Annotated in this window: 10 protein-coding genes; 2 read left to right on the top strand and 8 right to left on the bottom strand. The window is 72.5% G+C overall.

Translation table 11 applies throughout. The features are described 5' to 3' along the window. The first annotated feature begins 10 nt into the window (after nucleotides 1–10). Nucleotides 11–1,438 carry an ABC1 kinase family protein gene (locus ACZ7LS_RS07840; protein WP_385135572.1) on the top strand — a complete coding sequence of 476 codons (1,428 nt, stop codon included), beginning with the start codon at nucleotides 11–13 and terminating at the stop codon, nucleotides 1,436–1,438. Between the two features lie 144 nt (nucleotides 1,439–1,582). Here the strand turns inward: ACZ7LS_RS07840 and ACZ7LS_RS07835 are convergent, their stop codons facing one another. The 4 genes from ACZ7LS_RS07835 to ACZ7LS_RS07820 all read right to left on the bottom strand — a co-directional run bounded on the left by ACZ7LS_RS07835 (nucleotide 1,583) and on the right by ACZ7LS_RS07820 (nucleotide 5,172). Further along, entirely contained in the window at nucleotides 1,583–1,906 is a 324-nt protein-coding gene (locus ACZ7LS_RS07835; protein WP_382525012.1) for a hypothetical protein, read from the bottom strand. Next, nucleotides 1,903–2,280, bottom strand: a complete 378-nt coding sequence (locus ACZ7LS_RS07830; protein ID WP_385135569.1) for a WhiB family transcriptional regulator — start codon at nucleotides 2,278–2,280, stop codon at nucleotides 1,903–1,905. Before ACZ7LS_RS07830 ends, ACZ7LS_RS07835 begins: the two co-directional genes overlap by 4 nt. Nucleotides 2,281–2,451: 171 nt before the next feature. Further along, nucleotides 2,452–2,796, bottom strand: a complete 345-nt coding sequence (locus tag ACZ7LS_RS07825; RefSeq protein WP_382674462.1) for a hypothetical protein — start codon at nucleotides 2,794–2,796, stop codon at nucleotides 2,452–2,454. A 168-nt stretch (nucleotides 2,797–2,964) separates the two neighbouring features. Further along, nucleotides 2,965–5,172: an ATP-dependent DNA helicase UvrD2 gene (locus ACZ7LS_RS07820; RefSeq protein ID WP_382970366.1), complete on the bottom strand. Its 2,208-nt coding sequence runs from the start codon at nucleotides 5,170–5,172 to the stop codon at nucleotides 2,965–2,967. Between the two features lie 250 nt (nucleotides 5,173–5,422). Here ACZ7LS_RS07820 and ACZ7LS_RS07815 point away from each other — a divergent pair, with 250 nt between their 5' ends. After that, on the top strand, nucleotides 5,423–5,665 hold the full coding sequence (locus ACZ7LS_RS07815; protein WP_249954276.1) for a mycoredoxin: 243 nt from the start codon (nucleotides 5,423–5,425) through the stop codon (nucleotides 5,663–5,665). Between the two features lie 96 nt (nucleotides 5,666–5,761). On the opposite strand, the gene nudC is transcribed toward ACZ7LS_RS07815, so the two are convergent. From nudC to ACZ7LS_RS07795, 4 genes are all read right to left on the bottom strand, one after another. Then, nucleotides 5,762–6,703: an NAD(+) diphosphatase gene (gene nudC / locus ACZ7LS_RS07810; protein WP_382525083.1), complete on the bottom strand. Its 942-nt coding sequence runs from the start codon at nucleotides 6,701–6,703 to the stop codon at nucleotides 5,762–5,764. Between the two features lie 90 nt (nucleotides 6,704–6,793). Next, a complete protein-coding gene (locus ACZ7LS_RS07805; RefSeq protein WP_385135564.1) occupies nucleotides 6,794–8,227 on the bottom strand; it encodes a dipeptidase in 1,434 nt (477 codons plus the stop codon). Between the two features lie 19 nt (nucleotides 8,228–8,246). Next, nucleotides 8,247–12,029: an ATP-dependent DNA helicase gene (locus ACZ7LS_RS07800; protein ID WP_385135561.1), complete on the bottom strand. Its 3,783-nt coding sequence runs from the start codon at nucleotides 12,027–12,029 to the stop codon at nucleotides 8,247–8,249. 49 nt (nucleotides 12,030–12,078) lie between these two features. Next, the gene (locus tag ACZ7LS_RS07795; RefSeq protein WP_385135558.1) at nucleotides 12,079–15,615 is read right to left on the bottom strand and encodes an ATP-dependent helicase; all 3,537 of its coding nucleotides are present in this window, start codon (nucleotides 15,613–15,615) and stop codon (nucleotides 12,079–12,081) included. Between the last annotated feature and the right edge of the window lie 206 nt (nucleotides 15,616–15,821).

Raw genomic sequence — 15,821 nt, 5'->3', positions numbered from 1 at the left:
GAGGGGCTCAATGTCTGATCTTCCCCGGAAGGCGGTCACCCGTACCGCGAAGCTGGCCACACTGCCGCTGGGCTTCGCGGGCCGGGCCACATGGGGGCTCGGCAAACGGATCGGCGGGAAGTCCGCGGAGATCGTCGCGCGGGAGCTGCAGCAGCGCACCGCCGACCAGCTCTTCAAGGTGCTCGGGGAGCTGAAGGGCGGGGCGATGAAGTTCGGGCAGGCGCTGTCCGTCTTCGAGTCCGCGCTGCCGGAGGAGATCGCGGGGCCCTACCGGGCGGCGCTCACCAAGCTCCAGGAAGCGGCGCCGCCCATGCCCACCCGTACGGTGCACGCGGTGCTGGCGGAGCGGCTGGGCGAGGAGTGGCGTGAGCTGTTCCTGGAGTTCGAGGACAAGCCGTCGGCCGCCGCCTCGATCGGACAGGTGCACCGTGCGGTGTGGCACGACGGACGCGAGGTCGCGGTCAAGGTGCAGTATCCGGGGGCGGGTGAGGCGCTGCTGTCGGATCTGACGCAGCTGAGCCGGTTCGCCAGGCTGCTGGGACCGCTCGTCCCGGGGATGGACATCAAGCCGCTGATCACCGAGTTGCGCGACCGGGTGTCCGAGGAGCTGGACTACGCCCTGGAGGCCGAGGCACAGCGTGAGCACGCCGCGGAGTTCGCGGACGACCCGGATGTGGTGGTGCCCGATGTGGTGCACCAGGGCGATCAGGTGCTGGTCACGGAGTGGATCGACGGGACACCGCTGGCGCAGGTGATCTCCGACGGCACGCCCGAGGAGCGCGACCGGGCGGGGCAGTTGCTGGCGCGGTTCCTCTTCTCGGGCCCCGCGCGTACGGGCCTGCTGCACGCGGATCCGCACCCGGGGAACTTCCGGCTGCTGCCCGCGGCGGACGCCGGAGAGGGCGACGACGGCTCGGGCGGTGAACCACGCCTCGGGGTGCTGGACTTCGGCACGGTGGACCGGCTGCCCGGCGGACTGCCCGACACGATCGGTGAGGCGCTGCGGATGACGCTGGAGGACGACGCCCAGGGGGTGTACGACCTGCTGCGGGACGAGGGGTTCGTCAAGGAGTCCATCGATCTCGACCCGGACGGGGTGCTGGAGTATCTGCTGCCGATCATCGAGCCCGCGGTCGTGGAGGAGTTCACCTTCACCCGCGCCTGGATGCGCACCCAGGCGGCGCGGATCGCCGACCCGCGCTCGCCCGCCAACCAGTTGGGCAAGCAGCTGAATCTGCCGCCGTCGTATCTGCTGATCCACCGCGTGACGCTGAGCACCATCGGAGTGCTCTGTCAGCTGAGCGCGACGGTACGGCTCCGGGACGAGCTGGAGGCGTGGCTGCCCGGGTTCCTGCTGGAGCCGGATGACGGGGAAGAGGTGCCCTCTCCACCGGTCGGAGCCGAGCCTGTCCTCGATCGCTCCGATGTGGGCGCGTGAGGTCGCCTCGGAAGGAGTGACGGCTGTTGTGCCGGGACGGTGGGCCCGCCCGGTTCCGGGTGGCGGACAACGCACCGCGAGGGCCGGTCCGTCGGGACCGGCCCCCGCTCAGTGCTGGCTACTGGCGCTGGCTGAAGGTATTGCCTACTGCATGACGGCCATGGCGAGCGCGCGGCGCGCGCGCATCGATACGCGCTCGGCGCGGCGCTGCATCCGCCGAGCGGCGACCAGGCGCACGGCCCGGCGTTCCGCGTCGGCTTCCCGCATGCGCTCGTTCATATGCGCGCGTGCCAGGGCTTCTGGAATGAGTTGCATCTCGCGGGTCCTGTTCTGACGCGAGTCGTTCGCGCCCATGGTGGTGACGACTGGGGTGGCGGAGCCACGTGGCTCGCTCGGGGAAGAGGTCATCGGAGCCTGCTTCTGGGGATCGTGCGTGAGGGGGCGGTCGATGGTTCCGGAGACGTTCATGCCGAGACCGGGTTCTTGCGCGGACGGCCACGAGGCCGCTTGCGGGCAACCACGACGCCCTGGACGAAGAGCTCCCCACCCCAGACACCCCACGGCTCGCGCCGCTCCTTGGCGCCGGCGAGGCAGGCCTCGACCAGCGGGCAGGTGCGGCAGAGCGCCTTGGCGTACTCGACATCGGCCGGGGACTCGGCGAAGAAGACCTCCGGGTCGTAGGCACGGCAGGGAACGGGTACGCCGAGGTTCTCGATGGCGTCGTCGAGCGCGGTGAGCGCGGTGAGCGCGGTGAGCGGGGTCAAGGTGGAGTCCTCCGTGGGGCCGGGCGGGGTGATCGATTCGGAAGGCGGTACGGACGGGGCGTGCGCTTCGAGTTGCACGGGAGTCGTTCCTCGTCTGGTCGGTCCGGCCTGTTGGCCGGGTGTCGGCTGGTACCGGGTGTTGCGTGTCCCGAGGCCCCTTCGCTCTGTCTCTCCCGTTCGGGACAAACAGAAGGGCCGCGGATCCCGGGTGGGGTTCCGCGGCCCTGAAGGCGCCGGCCTGATGGTGGATCAGGCTGGATCACTCCAGGGTTCGAGCCCACGGAAGGCCCACATCGTGTGGTGCTGCGTCTGCTGCTTCGTTTCGGCACCGGTCGCCGCAAAGGCATAGGCCTTGGCCTCTGCCGCTGCTACTCCTGCTTCCAGTGCCTCGATCGGTCGCTCATTGCGCTCCAGGACACTGCCGGCGCGATTCCTGACAGGAAGGACCGACAGAGCTGCGGGACGAACGGCGGAGGCGCCGGACAGACCACTGGCGATGAGTTCCGAACGGGAGAAGCCGAGCGAGCAGGCGGAGACGACCGAGAGATCGGTCATTTTGGCGGTGTCGATGAAGCTTGCGTTGATGCTGATCACTGGAATCGCCTCCTCTCGGCGTCTCAAGGGACCGGCCCGAAGGCCCGTCACACGTATGCGGACAAGTAGAGCACGGTAACAGGGCTTCGGAGAAGCCGTTGTTTCCGTGGTTAAGAACCTATGGGGATTCCTGGGGCGTGCGCAAACTATTTTTGGGTCGAGTTTGCCTCAGCTGTCCCGATCGGCTTCCGCGCACTCTTCACCTGCGCAGATGGCCAGTACATCGGCTCCGAACCGGTCCAGCTTGCGACTGCCGACACCCGCGATCCCGGCCAGCTCACCCGCGCTCCCGGGCACGGCCTCGGCGATCGCCATCAGCGTCTTGTCGGTGAACACGCAGTAGGCGGGCTGGCTCAGCCGCTGTGCCTGGCCGGCGCGCCAGTCACGGAGCCGCTCGTAGAGCGCCTCGTCCATGTCCGAGGGGCAGTCCTCGCAGCGCATCAGCTTCATCTCGCCGGCGTCCGTCAGCGTCTTGCCGCACACGCGGCACAGCACCGGGCCGCGCCGCTTGCGCCGGGCCGCGCCCGCGCGCTCCACGGGACCACCCGCCTCCGCCCCCGCGCCCCGGGCACCCGGGGCCACGGAGCCCGGACGAAGCCCGTTGAGGAAGCGGGTGGCCCGGCGGGAGGCCCGGCCGCCGGGAGAGCGGGAGAGCGCCCAGGAGAGGGAGAGATACGACCGCGCGCGGGTGACGCCGACATAGAGCAGCCTGCGCTCCTCCTCGATCTGCTCGTCGGTCTTGGCGTAGGTGATCGGCATCATGCCCTCGGTCAGACCGACCAGGAAGACGGCGTCCCATTCCAGGCCCTTCGCCGCGTGCAGCGAGGCGAGCGTGACGCCCTGCACGGTCGGCGCGTGCTGCGCGGCGGCGCGCTCGTCCAGCTCGGCCACCAGATCGGCGAGCGTCGCGGACGGCCTGGCCCGTACGAAGTCCTCGGCGAGCCGGACGAGGGCGGCCAGCGACTCCCAGCGGTCACGGACGGCGCCCGAGCCCGCCGGGGGTTCGGTGGTCCAGCCCTTCGTGGAGAGCACCGCCCGCACCTGCGACGGCAGCTCGACCACATCGTCGAGCAGGGAGTCATTGCCCCCGAAGCGGGCCGCGCCACGCAGCGCCGCGCCAGCCTCCCGCACCTCCTGGCGCTCGAAGAACCGCTCGGCGCCGCGGAGTTGGTAGGGCACGCCCGCGTCGGCGAGGGCCTGCTCGTAGACCTCCGACTGGGCGTTGATCCGGTACAGCACGGCGATCTCGCCGGCCGGCACGCCCGCGGCGATCAGATCGCGGATACGGCGGGCGGTGCCCTCGGCCTCGGCGGGCTCGTCCGCGTACTCCGTGCGGACCGGCTCGGGGCCCGGCTCGCGCTGCGAGATCAGTTCGAGACGGTGCTCGGCGGCCCGGCCGCGGGCCTGGTTGAGCAGACCGTTGGCGAGATGGACCACCTGCGGGGTGGAGCGGTAGTCACGGACCAGCTTCACGACGGTGGCGCCCGGGTGCCGGGTGCGGAAGTTCAGCAGATGGTCGGGGGTGGCGCCGGTGAAGGAGTAGATGGTCTGGCTTGCGTCACCGACCACGCAGAGGCTCTCCCGGTCCCCCAGCCACAGATCGAGCAAGCGCTGCTGGAGCGGGCTGACGTCCTGGTACTCGTCCACCACGAAGTGCTGGTACTGACGGCGGATCTGGTCGGCGATGTCATGGCGGTCCTGGAGGATGCCGACCGTGAGCAGCAGGACGTCCTCGAAGTCGATCACCGAGCGGTCACGCTTCAGCTGCTCGTACATCCCGTAGATCTGGCCGATCTCCGCCGCGTCGCGCGGGGCTTCGCGGGAGGACTTGGCCACGGCGGCCGGGTAGTCGGCCGGCACGGTCTGGGTGACCTTCGCCCACTCGATCTCGGCGGTGACATCGCGCAGTTCATTGCGGTCGAGCCGGATCCGGCAGCGGGCCGATGCCTCGGCGACCACCTGCACCTTGCGGTCGAGCAGCCGGGGCAGCTCGCCGCCGACCGCTTTGGGCCAGAAGAACTGGAGCTGGCGCAGCGCGGCTGAGTGGAACGTACGCGCCTGCACACCGCCGGCGCCGAGCTGGCGCAGCCGGCCCCGCATCTCACCCGCGGCGCGGTTGGTGAACGTGACGGCCAGCACGCTGCCGGGCTGGAGGATGCCCGCGCGCACGCCGTACGCGATCCGGTGGGTGATCGCGCGCGTCTTGCCCGTGCCGGCCCCGGCCAGCACGCACACCGGACCGTGCAGGGCCGTCGCCACCTCGCGCTGCTCGGGGTCGAGCCCGTCGAGCACCGCGTCGGCGTCGCGCGGCGGGGTCACGATCTGGCCGGCGTCGGATTCCCGCGGGAACAGTGGGGAGTGCGTTGCTGCTGTCACCCCGCCATGCTGCCAGGTCTCCCGGGACGGGTGCGGCGGTTGTCCACAGGGGTGCCGCACCGGTCGTACCGATCCGTTCGTACGACCGGTCCTGTGGACGCCCCCTGCGCCATGCGGAACGGTCGGGGCGTCGGGGCGTCGGAACGGTCGGGGCGTCGGGGAATGGTGGCCGGGTTACGCGCGTTCGAGAGAATGCGGGCGACGCATTCAGCGAGATGTCCGAGATTTCGAGACAGAGGAGCCGAGAGACATGCCGGGCACTGTGACGATGTACAGCACCACGTGGTGCGGATACTGCCGTCGGCTCAAGGGCCAGATGGACCGCGAAGGCATCGCGTACACCGAGATCAACATCGAGCAGGACCCGGAGTCGGCGGCCTTCGTCGAGAAGGCGAACGGCGGCAACCAGACGGTGCCGACCGTGCTGTTCCCCGACGGCTCCACGCTGACGAACCCCTCGCTCGCACAGGTCAAGCAGAAGGTCGGCGTCTGACGACGCGGCCCCGCACGACGCGAGAAGAGCCCCCGCAGGACCGCTGTCCGCGGGGGCTCTGACGTGCGCGCACGCGCCTGTAAGGACAGGCCGCGCTCAGGGCTGGGTCAGCGGCTTCGGCAGGGGCTTGCCGTACCAGAGCTCCACCAGGCGCGCGGCGATCGAGATGCCAGCCGGGGGAAGGATCTCACCCGTCTCGATCGCCGTCCGCAGGTCCTCCCGGGAGAACCAGCGCGCCTCCTCGATCTCCTCGCCGTCCACCGTGATGTCGGAGGACGTGGCACGGGCCATGAAGCCCAGCATCAGGCTCGACGGGAACGGCCACGGCTGGCTGGCGATGTACTCGACCTCGCCGACGGTGACGCCCGCCTCCTCGAAGACCTCGCGGGCCACGGACGTCTCGATCGACTCACCGGGCTCCACGAAACCGGCCAGCGTGGAGAAGCGGCCCTCGGGCCAGTGGACCTGGCGGCCCAGCAGCGCGCGGTCCTCCTCGTCGGTGACGAGCATGATCACCGCGGGGTCGGTACGCGGGTAGTGCTCGGCGCCGCAGGCCTGGCAGCGGCGGATATGGCCGGCCGCGGCGATGACGGTGCGCTCGCCGCAGCGGGAGCAGAAGCGGTGCAGCCGCTGCCAGTTCTCCAGCGCCACGGCGTGCACCATCAGGCCCGCGTCGCGCGCGGAGAGCAGCATCCCGGCCTCGCGCAGCCCCGCGGGCCGCGCCGACTGGTCCATGCGTCCCGGGAGCGAGTCCTTCTGGAGCGCGAAATAGCGGACACCGTCCTCATCCGTACCGAGGAAGTAGCGGTGGGTTTCGGTGAGGGGCGCCTCGAAGGCCGGGGTCATGACCAGTTCGGTACGCCCGTCAGGGGTGTCGTCGATCAGCACCTGGCCGCCCGACACCACGAAGACGCGGGTCGTCGGATGGCTCCAGGCGGCCGCCAGCCATGCCTCGTCGAGACGGTGGTGCGCCGCGCGGTCGATACCGCTGGGGGCGGTGAGGCCGATGGGTCGGTGTGCGGTGGCGTCACCGTTGATGGTGCTCACAGGTACTTCCAACTCCCCCGGATGGATTGGGTTTCTGGTCAGCGGAGTATGTGGCGGGACCGACGGGACCGAGCGGGACGTTCAACACGCGGTCCCTGCCCGAGGCCCAGGGGCAGCGAACTCCGGCCCGGAGGCGGCGAGCTCGCTCCAGAGGTGGGCGGTCGTCTCCACACCTTTGAGGAGCAGGTCGAGTTCGACCTTCTCGTTCGGCGCGTGCCAGCCGTCGGACGGGACGGAGATGCCCAGGAACAGCACCGGGGCGCCGAGCACGTCCTGGAGGTCGGCGGCCGGTCCTGAACCGCCCTCCCTGGTGAAGCGGATCTTCTGCCCGAAGGCCCGGCCCATGGCCCGTACGACGGACTGGAGCGCGGGGTGGTCCAGCGGGGTCAGACAGGGGCGCGTGGCCGCGCCGAAGCTGATCGTGTGCCGGATGCCGGCCGGGATCCTGGCCTCGGTCCAGTCGCGTACGGACCGCTCGATACGGTCCGGGTCCTGGCCCGCGACCAGCCGGAACGAGAGCTTCAGGTGGGCCGAGGACGGGATGATCGTCTTGCCGCCCGGTCCCTGGTAGCCCCCGCCGATGCCGTTGACCTCGGCGGTCGGGCGGGCCCAGACCCGCTCCAGGGTGGAGTGGCCCGCCTCTCCGAGGGTGCCGTGCGACTTCGCCGTACGCAGCCACGCCTCCTCGTCGAAGGGCAGCTCCGCGATCAGGGCGCGCTCGGCCTCGGTGAGTTCGGCCACACCGTCGTAGAAGCCCGGGATCGTGACGCGCTCGTGCTCGTCGTGCAACGCCGCGACGAGCCGGGCGGCGACGGTGGCCGGATTCGGGACCGCGCCGCCGAAGGAACCGGAGTGGATGTCCTGGTCGGGGCCGTACAGCTCGATCTCGCAGTCGGCGAGCCCGCGCATGCCGGTGCAGACGGTCGGGGTGTCCGCCGACCACATGCCCGTGTCGGAGACGATCACGACATCGGCGGCGAGGCGGCCGGCCCGCTCCTCGGCCAGCGCGCGGAAGTGCGGGGAGCCCGATTCCTCCTCGCCCTCGACGAGGAGCTTGAGGTGGACGGCGGGTGTGGTGCGGCCGGTGGCGGCGAGATGCGCCCGTACGCCGAGTGTGTGGAAGAACACCTGGCCCTTGTCGTCGGCGGCGCCGCGCGCGTACATACGGCCGTCCCGTACGACCGGCTCGAAGGGGTCGGTGTGCCAGCCGTCCTCGGGGGCGGCCGGCTGGACGTCGTGGTGCCCGTAGACCAGCACGGTCGGGGCGTCCGGGTCCTCCGAGGGCCACTCCGCGAAGACGGCGGGGGCGCCCGGGGTGTCCCAGATCTCGGTGACCGGAAACCCGGTCTCCTTGAGCTTCGCGGCGAGCCAGTCGGCACTGCGCCGCACGTCAGCGTCGTGGTCGGGGTCGGCGGACACGGAGGGGATGCGCAGCCAGTCGGCGAGGTCGGCGAGGAAGGCGGCGCGGTGGGTCTGGATGTACGTACGGACGACGCTGTCCGGGGTGTCGCTCATGATGTCGAGCCTAACGGGCTCAGAGTGCGGTCCCGTCTGCCGGTTGTGAGGATCGCCCGTCCGTGGGTGTGTCCCGGGTCTCGTGCGTGCTTTCCGTGCTATCCGGGCCGGACCCGCCCGGGGCGCTCGGGGCGCTCGGGGAGGTCTCCTCCACGGCCTCCGGGCCGCCCGGACCGCCCGGACCGCCCGGACCGTCGGGGTCGCCCGGTGCTTCGGCTTCGGCTGCGGCTGCGGCTTCGGTTTCGGTTTCGGTGAGGAGCCGCTCCAGCTCCGGGCGGCCGGGGAGACGGCCGGGACGGACGACCTCCCCGGTCCTCACATACAGGAACGTGGCCGTGACCGCGGTCGGCGGGAGGCCGTGCTGCTCGGCCCAGGCCAGCCGGTAGACGGCGAGCTGGAGGGGGTCCGCCGTCCCGGCACGGCCGGTCTTCCAGTCGACGATCTCGTAGGTGAAGGTCTCCGCGCCGGTCGCGGGGTCGGTGTGGGCCTCGCGGTAGACGGCGTCGATACGGCCCCTGATCACCCGGCCCGCGAGGGTGAACTGGAACGGTGCCTCCACGCGGTACGGCGTGCGCCGGGCGTACGGCGTCAGCTCGAACGCTTCCTTGAGCGCGGCCAGGTCACGTTCGTCCACGATCTCCGGCTCGTCGTCGTCGCCGCCGGGCAGCTCGTCGGGGCCGAGCATCGGGAGAGGCAGTTCCTCGAACCGCGACTCCACCCAGGCGTGGAACCGCGTGCCCCTGCGGGCGGCGGCCCGTGGCGGGCGCGGCATGGGCCGGGCCAGCTCCTGGGCGAAGCCGTCGGGGTCGGCGGCGAGCCGCAGCAGCTGGGAAGCGGAGAGCGACGGCGGTACGGGGACGTCGCGGACGGTGGCGCGGGAGCGGCGCAGCTCACCGGCGAGGGCGTCGAGATCGCGGTCCCAGGAGGCGAGGGTACGGGTCTCTTCGGGGGTCAGTCGGGGGCGGCCCGAGGGAGCCGGCTCGGCCTGCCGGGGACCGGGTACGGCCGCCGTCGCCGACCGAGCAGCGGGGGCAGGGGCGGGCGCGGTCGTCCAGGCGTCCCAGTCGGACAGGTCGGCGTCTGCCAGGTCGGTGTCCCCCGGCAGGTCGGTGTCCCCCGGCAGGTCGGCGTCGAAGGGGGCCTCGTCCTCCTCCGGCGACTCGCTGTCGAACGGCCCGGCAAGATCCGGAACGTACACCTCCGGGGCGTCCGGTTCCGGTTCGTACAGCTCCGCGTCCTCGGGCTCGGCCAGGTCGGCCGCCGCATCGCGCTCCGCCGACTCCGCCGGCCGGCCTCCGTCGCTCCCCAGCTCCTCCAGATACGACAGCACCGTGTCCGCCGCCGCGCGCCTGCGGGTCAGCGACGGCCCGTCCAGAGGCAGCGGCCAGGCGTGGGAGACGCCCTCCGTCCGCAGGGCCGGGTTGTCCTCCGCCTCCTCCGGTTCGTCCGCCCATGCCTCGATCTCGCCGAAGCCCGCCGCGCAGTGGTCGTACAGGGCGTGCAGGAAATCGGACGGGCCCCTCGGCCGCTTCTGGGTGGGCCCCCACCAGTGGCCCGAGCCGAGCAGCAGCGAGCGCGGGCGGGTGAAGGTGACATAGCCGAGGCGCAGTTCCTCGGTGTGCTGGTGCGCCTTCATGGCTTCTTTGAAGGACTTGAGGCCCTTCGCGTCCCAGGACGTGATCTCCGGCAGGGTCGGCGCGTCCCCGCGCAGCGCGTGCGGGAGGACCTTCGGCTGGGACGTCCAGGACTCGCGCGCCTTGCCGTTGGGGAACTGTCCGGCGACCAGCCCCGGCACGGCGACGACATCCCACTCCAGCCCCTTGGACTTGTGGGCGGTGAGCACCTTCACCGTGTTCTCGCCGCCGGGCAGCGCGTTGTCCAGGCCCTTCTCGTACTGCGCGGCCGTACGCAGGAACGCCAGGAAGGCCAGCAGCCCGGCCTCGCCGTCGAGCGCCGCGAACGACGCGGCGATGTCGAGGAAGTTGCCCAGCGTCTCGCGGCGGCGGGCGGCCAGCGCGTGCGGGGAGGCGGACAGCTCGACCTCCAGTCCGGTCGTGGCCAGGACACGGTGCAGGACGTCCATCAGGGGGTCCGCGAGCGACCTGCGCAGCTCGCGCAGTTCGGTGGCGAGCCGGGCGAACCGGATCCGGGCGGCGGCGGAGAAGGGCAGTCCGTCCTCCGGCGCGCCGGCCTGCTCCAGGAAGGTGTCCAGGGCGTCGGCGAGCGAGATCACCTCGGCGGGGTCGGTGCCCTCGACCGCCGCGGCCAGCCGCGCGTCGGGGTCGTCGTCCCCGTCGGCGCCCGTGCCCCGGTGGACCAGCAGCCGGGCCCGGCGGCCGAGCAGCGCCAGATCGCGCGGGCCGATGCGCCAGCGCGGTCCGGTGAGCAGCCGTACGAGGGAGGCGTTGGCGCCGGGATCCTGGAGGACCTCGCACATCGCCACGAGGTCGGCCACCTCGGGGAGATGGAGCAGCCCCGAGAGGCCGACGACCTCGACGGGCACATCGCGGGCCACCAGGGCGCCCTGGATCTCCGGGAAGTCCCCGGCCGTACGGCACAGCACGGCGATCTCGGCGGGCTCCTTGCCCGTGCGCACCAGGTGGGCGATCGAGTCCGCGAGCCAGTCGATCTCCTCCGCGTGCGTACGCAGCAGCGCGCAGCGCACCCCGCCGTCGCGCTCGGCGCCGGGCGCGGGGCGCAGCGCCTCCACGCCCTCGTGCATCGCGCGCAGCGGCCGCGCGAGGCCGTTGGCGAGGTCCAGCAGCCGGCCGCCGCTGCGGCGGTTCTCACTGAGGGAGAAGCGGGCGGCCGGGCGGCCGTCGGCGTACGGGAAGTGGGCGGGGAAGTCGTCCAGATTGGCGACGGAGGCGCCGCGCCAGCCGTAGATCGCCTGGCAGGGGTCACCGACCGCGGTGACCGCGTGGCCCGTGCCGCCGCCGAAGAGCCCGGAGAGCAGCAGCCGCTGCGCGACCGACGTGTCCTGGTACTCGTCGAGCAGGACGACCCGGAACTCGTCCCGGAGCAGCGCCCCGACCTCGGGTCTGGTGGTGGCGAGCTGGGCGGAGAGGGCGATCTGGTCGCCGAAGTCGAGGAGATCGCGGGCGCTCTTGGCGGCGCGGTAGCGTCCGACCAGTTCGAGCAGTTCACCGCGGGCGACGGTGGTCTCCGGGACCTTGCGCAGCTCGGCGTTGCTGAGCCGCGCGGTCGCCAGGGTGTTCAGCAGGTCGGTGTCGTACGCGCCGAGCCGCGCGGGCCCGACCAGATGCTCGGCCAGCTCGGCGTCGAGCGCGAGCAGATCGCTGACCAGCGCGGGAAGTGTCTTGGTCAGCGCCGGATACGGTCCCGGCGCGTCCCGCAGCACCCGCGCGGCGAGCTGGAAACGGGTGGCGTCCGCGAGCAGCCGGGCGGTCGGCTCCAGACCGATCCGCAGGCCGTGGTCGGTGAGCAGCCGGCCCGCGAAGGCGTGGTACGTGGAGATGCTGGGCTCACCGGGAGGGTGCTCGGGGTCGATGGCGTCGGGATCGGTGACTCCGGCCCGTACGAGCGCTTTGCGCACCCGCTCGGCCAGCTCGCCCGCCGCCTTGTTGGTGAACGTCAGCCCGAGGACCTGCTCGGGGGCGACCTGTCCGCTGCCCACCAGCCACACCACCCGGGCGGCCATCACCGTCGTCTTGCCGGAACCGGCTCCGGCCACGATGACCTGCGGGGCGGGCGGCGCGGTGATGCAGGCCGTCTGCTCCGGGGTGAAGGGGATCCCGAGAAGCTCCTTGAGCTGCTCGGGATCGGTGAGATGTACGGACACCTCAGGAGGCTATCCGGCACCACTGACAGCGGGGGCGGTCACCTTGTCCTTATTCCACGACCTGCTGCCCCTCCGGCTGCGCGCTGCACGACGCGCGGAACGCGCAGTGGCCGCAGTGCTGGCCGGTCGTCGGGGTGAAGCGTTCGTCGAGTACGCGGCCCGCCGCCGTGGTCAGCAGCTCACCGACCCACTCCCCTCCCAGCGGCTCCTGGGCCTGGACCTTGGGGAGTTCCTCGCCGCCCTCCTTCTTGGGCGCGGCCTGGCGCAGTTGCACGAGTTCCGCGCCGCCGGGCTCCGGGCGGCGGCCGTCGAAGACCTCGTCCAGCGCGCCTTCGCGTACCGCCAGCTGGTAGACGGCGAGCTGCGGGTGGTGGGCGACCTCGTCCTTGGTCGGGGCCTGTTTGCCGGTCTTGAAGTCGACGACGTAGGCGCGGCCTTCCGCGTCCTTCTCGACGCGGTCCATGGAGCCCCGGATACGTACCTCGTACGCGCCCGCTTCGAGGGTGACGTCGAATCCGTGTTCCGTGGCGGCGGGCGTACGGCCGCGGTCCATGACGTGCCAGCGCAGGAAGCGTTCGAGCGCGACCCTCGCCTGTGCCTTCTCCTGCTGGGACTTCCAGGGGGCGTCGAAGGCGAGCGCGTCCCATACGGAGTCCAGCCGCTCCATCAGGACGTCGAGATCGGCGGGGGTACGGCCGGAGGCCACCTCGTCGGCGAGGACATGGACGACGTTCCCGAACCCCTGGGCGGCCGTGGCGGGCGCGTCGGCCTTCACCTCGCGTCCCAGGAACCACTGGAGTGCGCAGGTGTTCGCCAGTTGGTCGAGGGCGCTGCCGGAGAGCGCGACGGGCTGGTCGCGGTCGCGCAGCGGCACCGTGCTGTGGGTCGGCTCGTACAGCCCCCACCAGCGGTGCGGATGCGCGGCCGGGACGAGCGCCTGGCCGTCCTCGTCGCTGAGCGCGGCGAGCCTGGCGAGCCGGCGGGCGGCGGCGTCACGGAGCACCGGTGACGCCGCCGGGTCGACGGTGGTGGCGCGCAGTTCGGCGACGAGCGCGGCGACGGCGAGCGGGCGGCGGGGTCGCCCGGTGATGTCCCTGGGCTCCACACCGAGTTCGGTGAGGAAACGCGAGGGCTGGTCGCCGTCATCGGCGGGGGCCTTGACGGCGGTCACGACCAGCCGGTCACGGGCGCGGGTCGCGGCCACGTAGAACAGCCTGCGCTCCTCCGTGAGAAGCGCGCCGGGGGACAGCGGCTCGGCCAGTCCGTCGCGGCCGATCCTGTCGGCCTCCAGGAGGGAGCCGCGCCGCCGCAGGTCGGGCCAGAGTCCCTCCTGCACACCGGCGACGACGACAAGGCGCCATTCGAGCCCCTTCGAGCGGTGCGCCGTCATCAGCCGTACGGCGTCGGGGCGTACGGCCCGGCGGCTGAGCGTGTCGGCGGCGATGTCCTGGGCGTCGAGCTCCTCCAGGAAGTTCAGCGCGCCCCTGCCGCCGGTGCGCTCCTCCGCGCGCGCGGCGGCGTCGAAGAGGGCGCATACGGCGTCGAGATCGCGGTCGGCGTTACGGCCGCCCGCGCCGCCGCGCAGCGCGGAGCGTTCGAGCCTGCCCGGCCAGGGGGTGCCGTCCCACAGCTCCCAGAGGGCTTCCTCGGCGGTGCCGCCGCCTTCGAGCAGCTCACGCGCCTTGCGCAGCAGCGCGCCCAGCCGCTGTGCGCCTCGGGCGTACGCCGGGTCGTGTGCCACGAGGCGCTCGGGCTCGGCGAGCGCCCGCGCGAGCAGCGCGTCCGACGCGGCGGGGATCCGGTTCCCGCCTGCCCGCTCCTCGTCGCGCAGCGCCCGTCCGAGCCGGCGCAGATCGGCGGCGTCCATACCGCCGAGGGGCGAGGCGAGGAGAGCGAGAGCGGTCTCGATATCGAGCCAGGAGGTGACGGGAGCGGCGGAATCGGCGGAGACCGGCTCGGCGGATACGGGCGCGGCGGAGACCGGCTCGGCCTCGGTGGGCGCGGCAGAGGCGTACTCGGGCGCGGTGGGCTCGGCACCGGGCGGCTCGGCCCAGGCGTCGCCCCTCGGACCGGGCGCGCCCTCCTCCGCCACGCCCTCCTCCACCCGGCGGCGTGGGGCGGGTGTTGCCGACTCACCCCGTACGTCCTCCCCCCGTACCGCCTCGCCCTCCGCGTCCCCCGACGGCCGGCGGACCGCCGCCTCCGCCACCGCCCGCAGCGCCGTCAGCAGCGGGGCCACCGCCGGTTCATGGCGCAGGGGAAGATCGTCGCCGTCGATCTCCAGAGGGACACCCGCCGAGGTCAGGGCGCGCCTGATCGACGGGATCGTCCGGCCGCCCGCGCGCACCAGCACCGCCATGTCACGCCACGGAACGCCGTCCTCCAGATGCGCGCGGCGCAGGATGTCCGCGATGTTGTCCAGCTCCGTCGACGGCGTCGGGAACGTGTACGCCTCGACGGAGCCGCCCGTACGCACCGCCGCCGGCTCGCGGTGCGTCCGTACCTTCTCCGCGGGCAGCCGGGGAAGCGGCATACGGCGGGTCAGCAGCCGGGTCGCCGCCAGCAGCCGGTCACCGGAGCGCCGCGAGGTGGTGAGGACCTCCACCGGCGCCGGCCGGCCGTCCCGCCGGCGGAAGGCGTACGGGAAGTCGAGGATGCCGTTCACATCGGCGCCACGGAAGGCGTAGATCGACTGGTCCGGATCGCCGAAGGCGACCAGCGTGCGCCCGTGGCCCGCCAGCGCGCGCAACAGCCGGACCTGCGCCGGGTCGGTGTCCTGGTACTCGTCGACGAACACCGCGTCGTACCGCTCCGTCAGCCGTGCCCCGACCTCCGGGCGGCCGGCGAGCAGCACCGCCCGGTGGACCAGCTCCGCGTAGTCGAGCACCCCCTGCATGTCCAGGTTGTCCAGATACTCGGCGAGGAAGGCCGCGGCGGCCGACCAGTCGGGGCGGCCCGTGCGCCGCGCGAACGCGGCCAGCGCGCCGGGGCCGAGGCCCAGTTCCCGGCTGCGGGCGAGCACGGCCCGTACCTCGTCGGCGAAGCCGCGCGTGGTCAGGCATGCCCGCAGCTCGTCGGGCCACCGGACGCGCCCGCGCCCCGACCGCTCCAGATCGAGCTGGCCCGCGAGGAGATCGCGTACGGCGACGTCCTGCTCGGGACCGGAGAGCAGCCGTAGAGGTTCGGTGAAGAGTTCGGCCTCCTGATGGGCGCGGATCAGGGCGTAACAGAAGGAGTGGAAGGTGGTCGCCTGCGGGCCGCGCCCGCCGCCGAGCCTGACCGCCATCCGGTCGCGCAGTTCCACGGCGGCTTTGCGGCTGAAGGTGAGCACCAGGATCCGTTCGGGATCGGCACCCCGGCCGACCCGCGCGGCGACCGACTCCACGAGCGTGGTGGTCTTGCCCGTGCCGGGACCGGCCAGCACAAGCAACGGTCCGGTCTCATGGTCAACCACCCCGCGCTGCGCTGCGTCCAGCCAAGGAGGGTCCACCGGGACCGGCGGGGTACGCACCAGTCGGTACGGGCCCGGGGTCCGCTGCCGTACCCGACGGTGCGGGGTACGTCCGGTGGAAGGGGAGGAGCTCACGTGGTTCGCCGGTCCTGGGGAAGGTGCTGGTGGTGACGGTGCCGGGGGCGCTGACGGTGAGCTGTGCCCCGGCCGGGGCGCGGGTGGCGCGTGCCGGTGACGCTACGCCGTCGGGCGGCCGGGACGCATGCGCTCCGGTCCGCCCGCGGCCACCGGCCCGGCGGCGCGCTCCGCTCCGTCATCCTCATGGGCTGCCGCGGGGGCGG

It is taken from the genome of Streptomyces sp. NPDC039430, from assembly GCF_055639435.1.
This window is presented reverse-complemented; position numbering and strand designations above follow the sequence as displayed.

Bases quoted from the DNA above. Each gene is read 5' to 3' on its own strand.
- ACZ7LS_RS07835 (WP_382525012.1), bottom strand. From the start codon at position 1,906: ATGAACGTCTCCGGAACCATCGACCGCCCCCTCACGCACGATCCCCAG.
- ACZ7LS_RS07805 (WP_385135564.1), bottom strand. From the start codon at position 8,227: ATGAGCGACACCCCGGACAGCGTCGTCCGTACGTACATCCAGACCCAC.
- ACZ7LS_RS07815 (WP_249954276.1), top strand. From the start codon at position 5,423: ATGCCGGGCACTGTGACGATGTACAGCACCACGTGGTGCGGATACTGC.
- ACZ7LS_RS07840 (WP_385135572.1), top strand. From the start codon at position 11: ATGTCTGATCTTCCCCGGAAGGCGGTCACCCGTACCGCGAAGCTGGCC.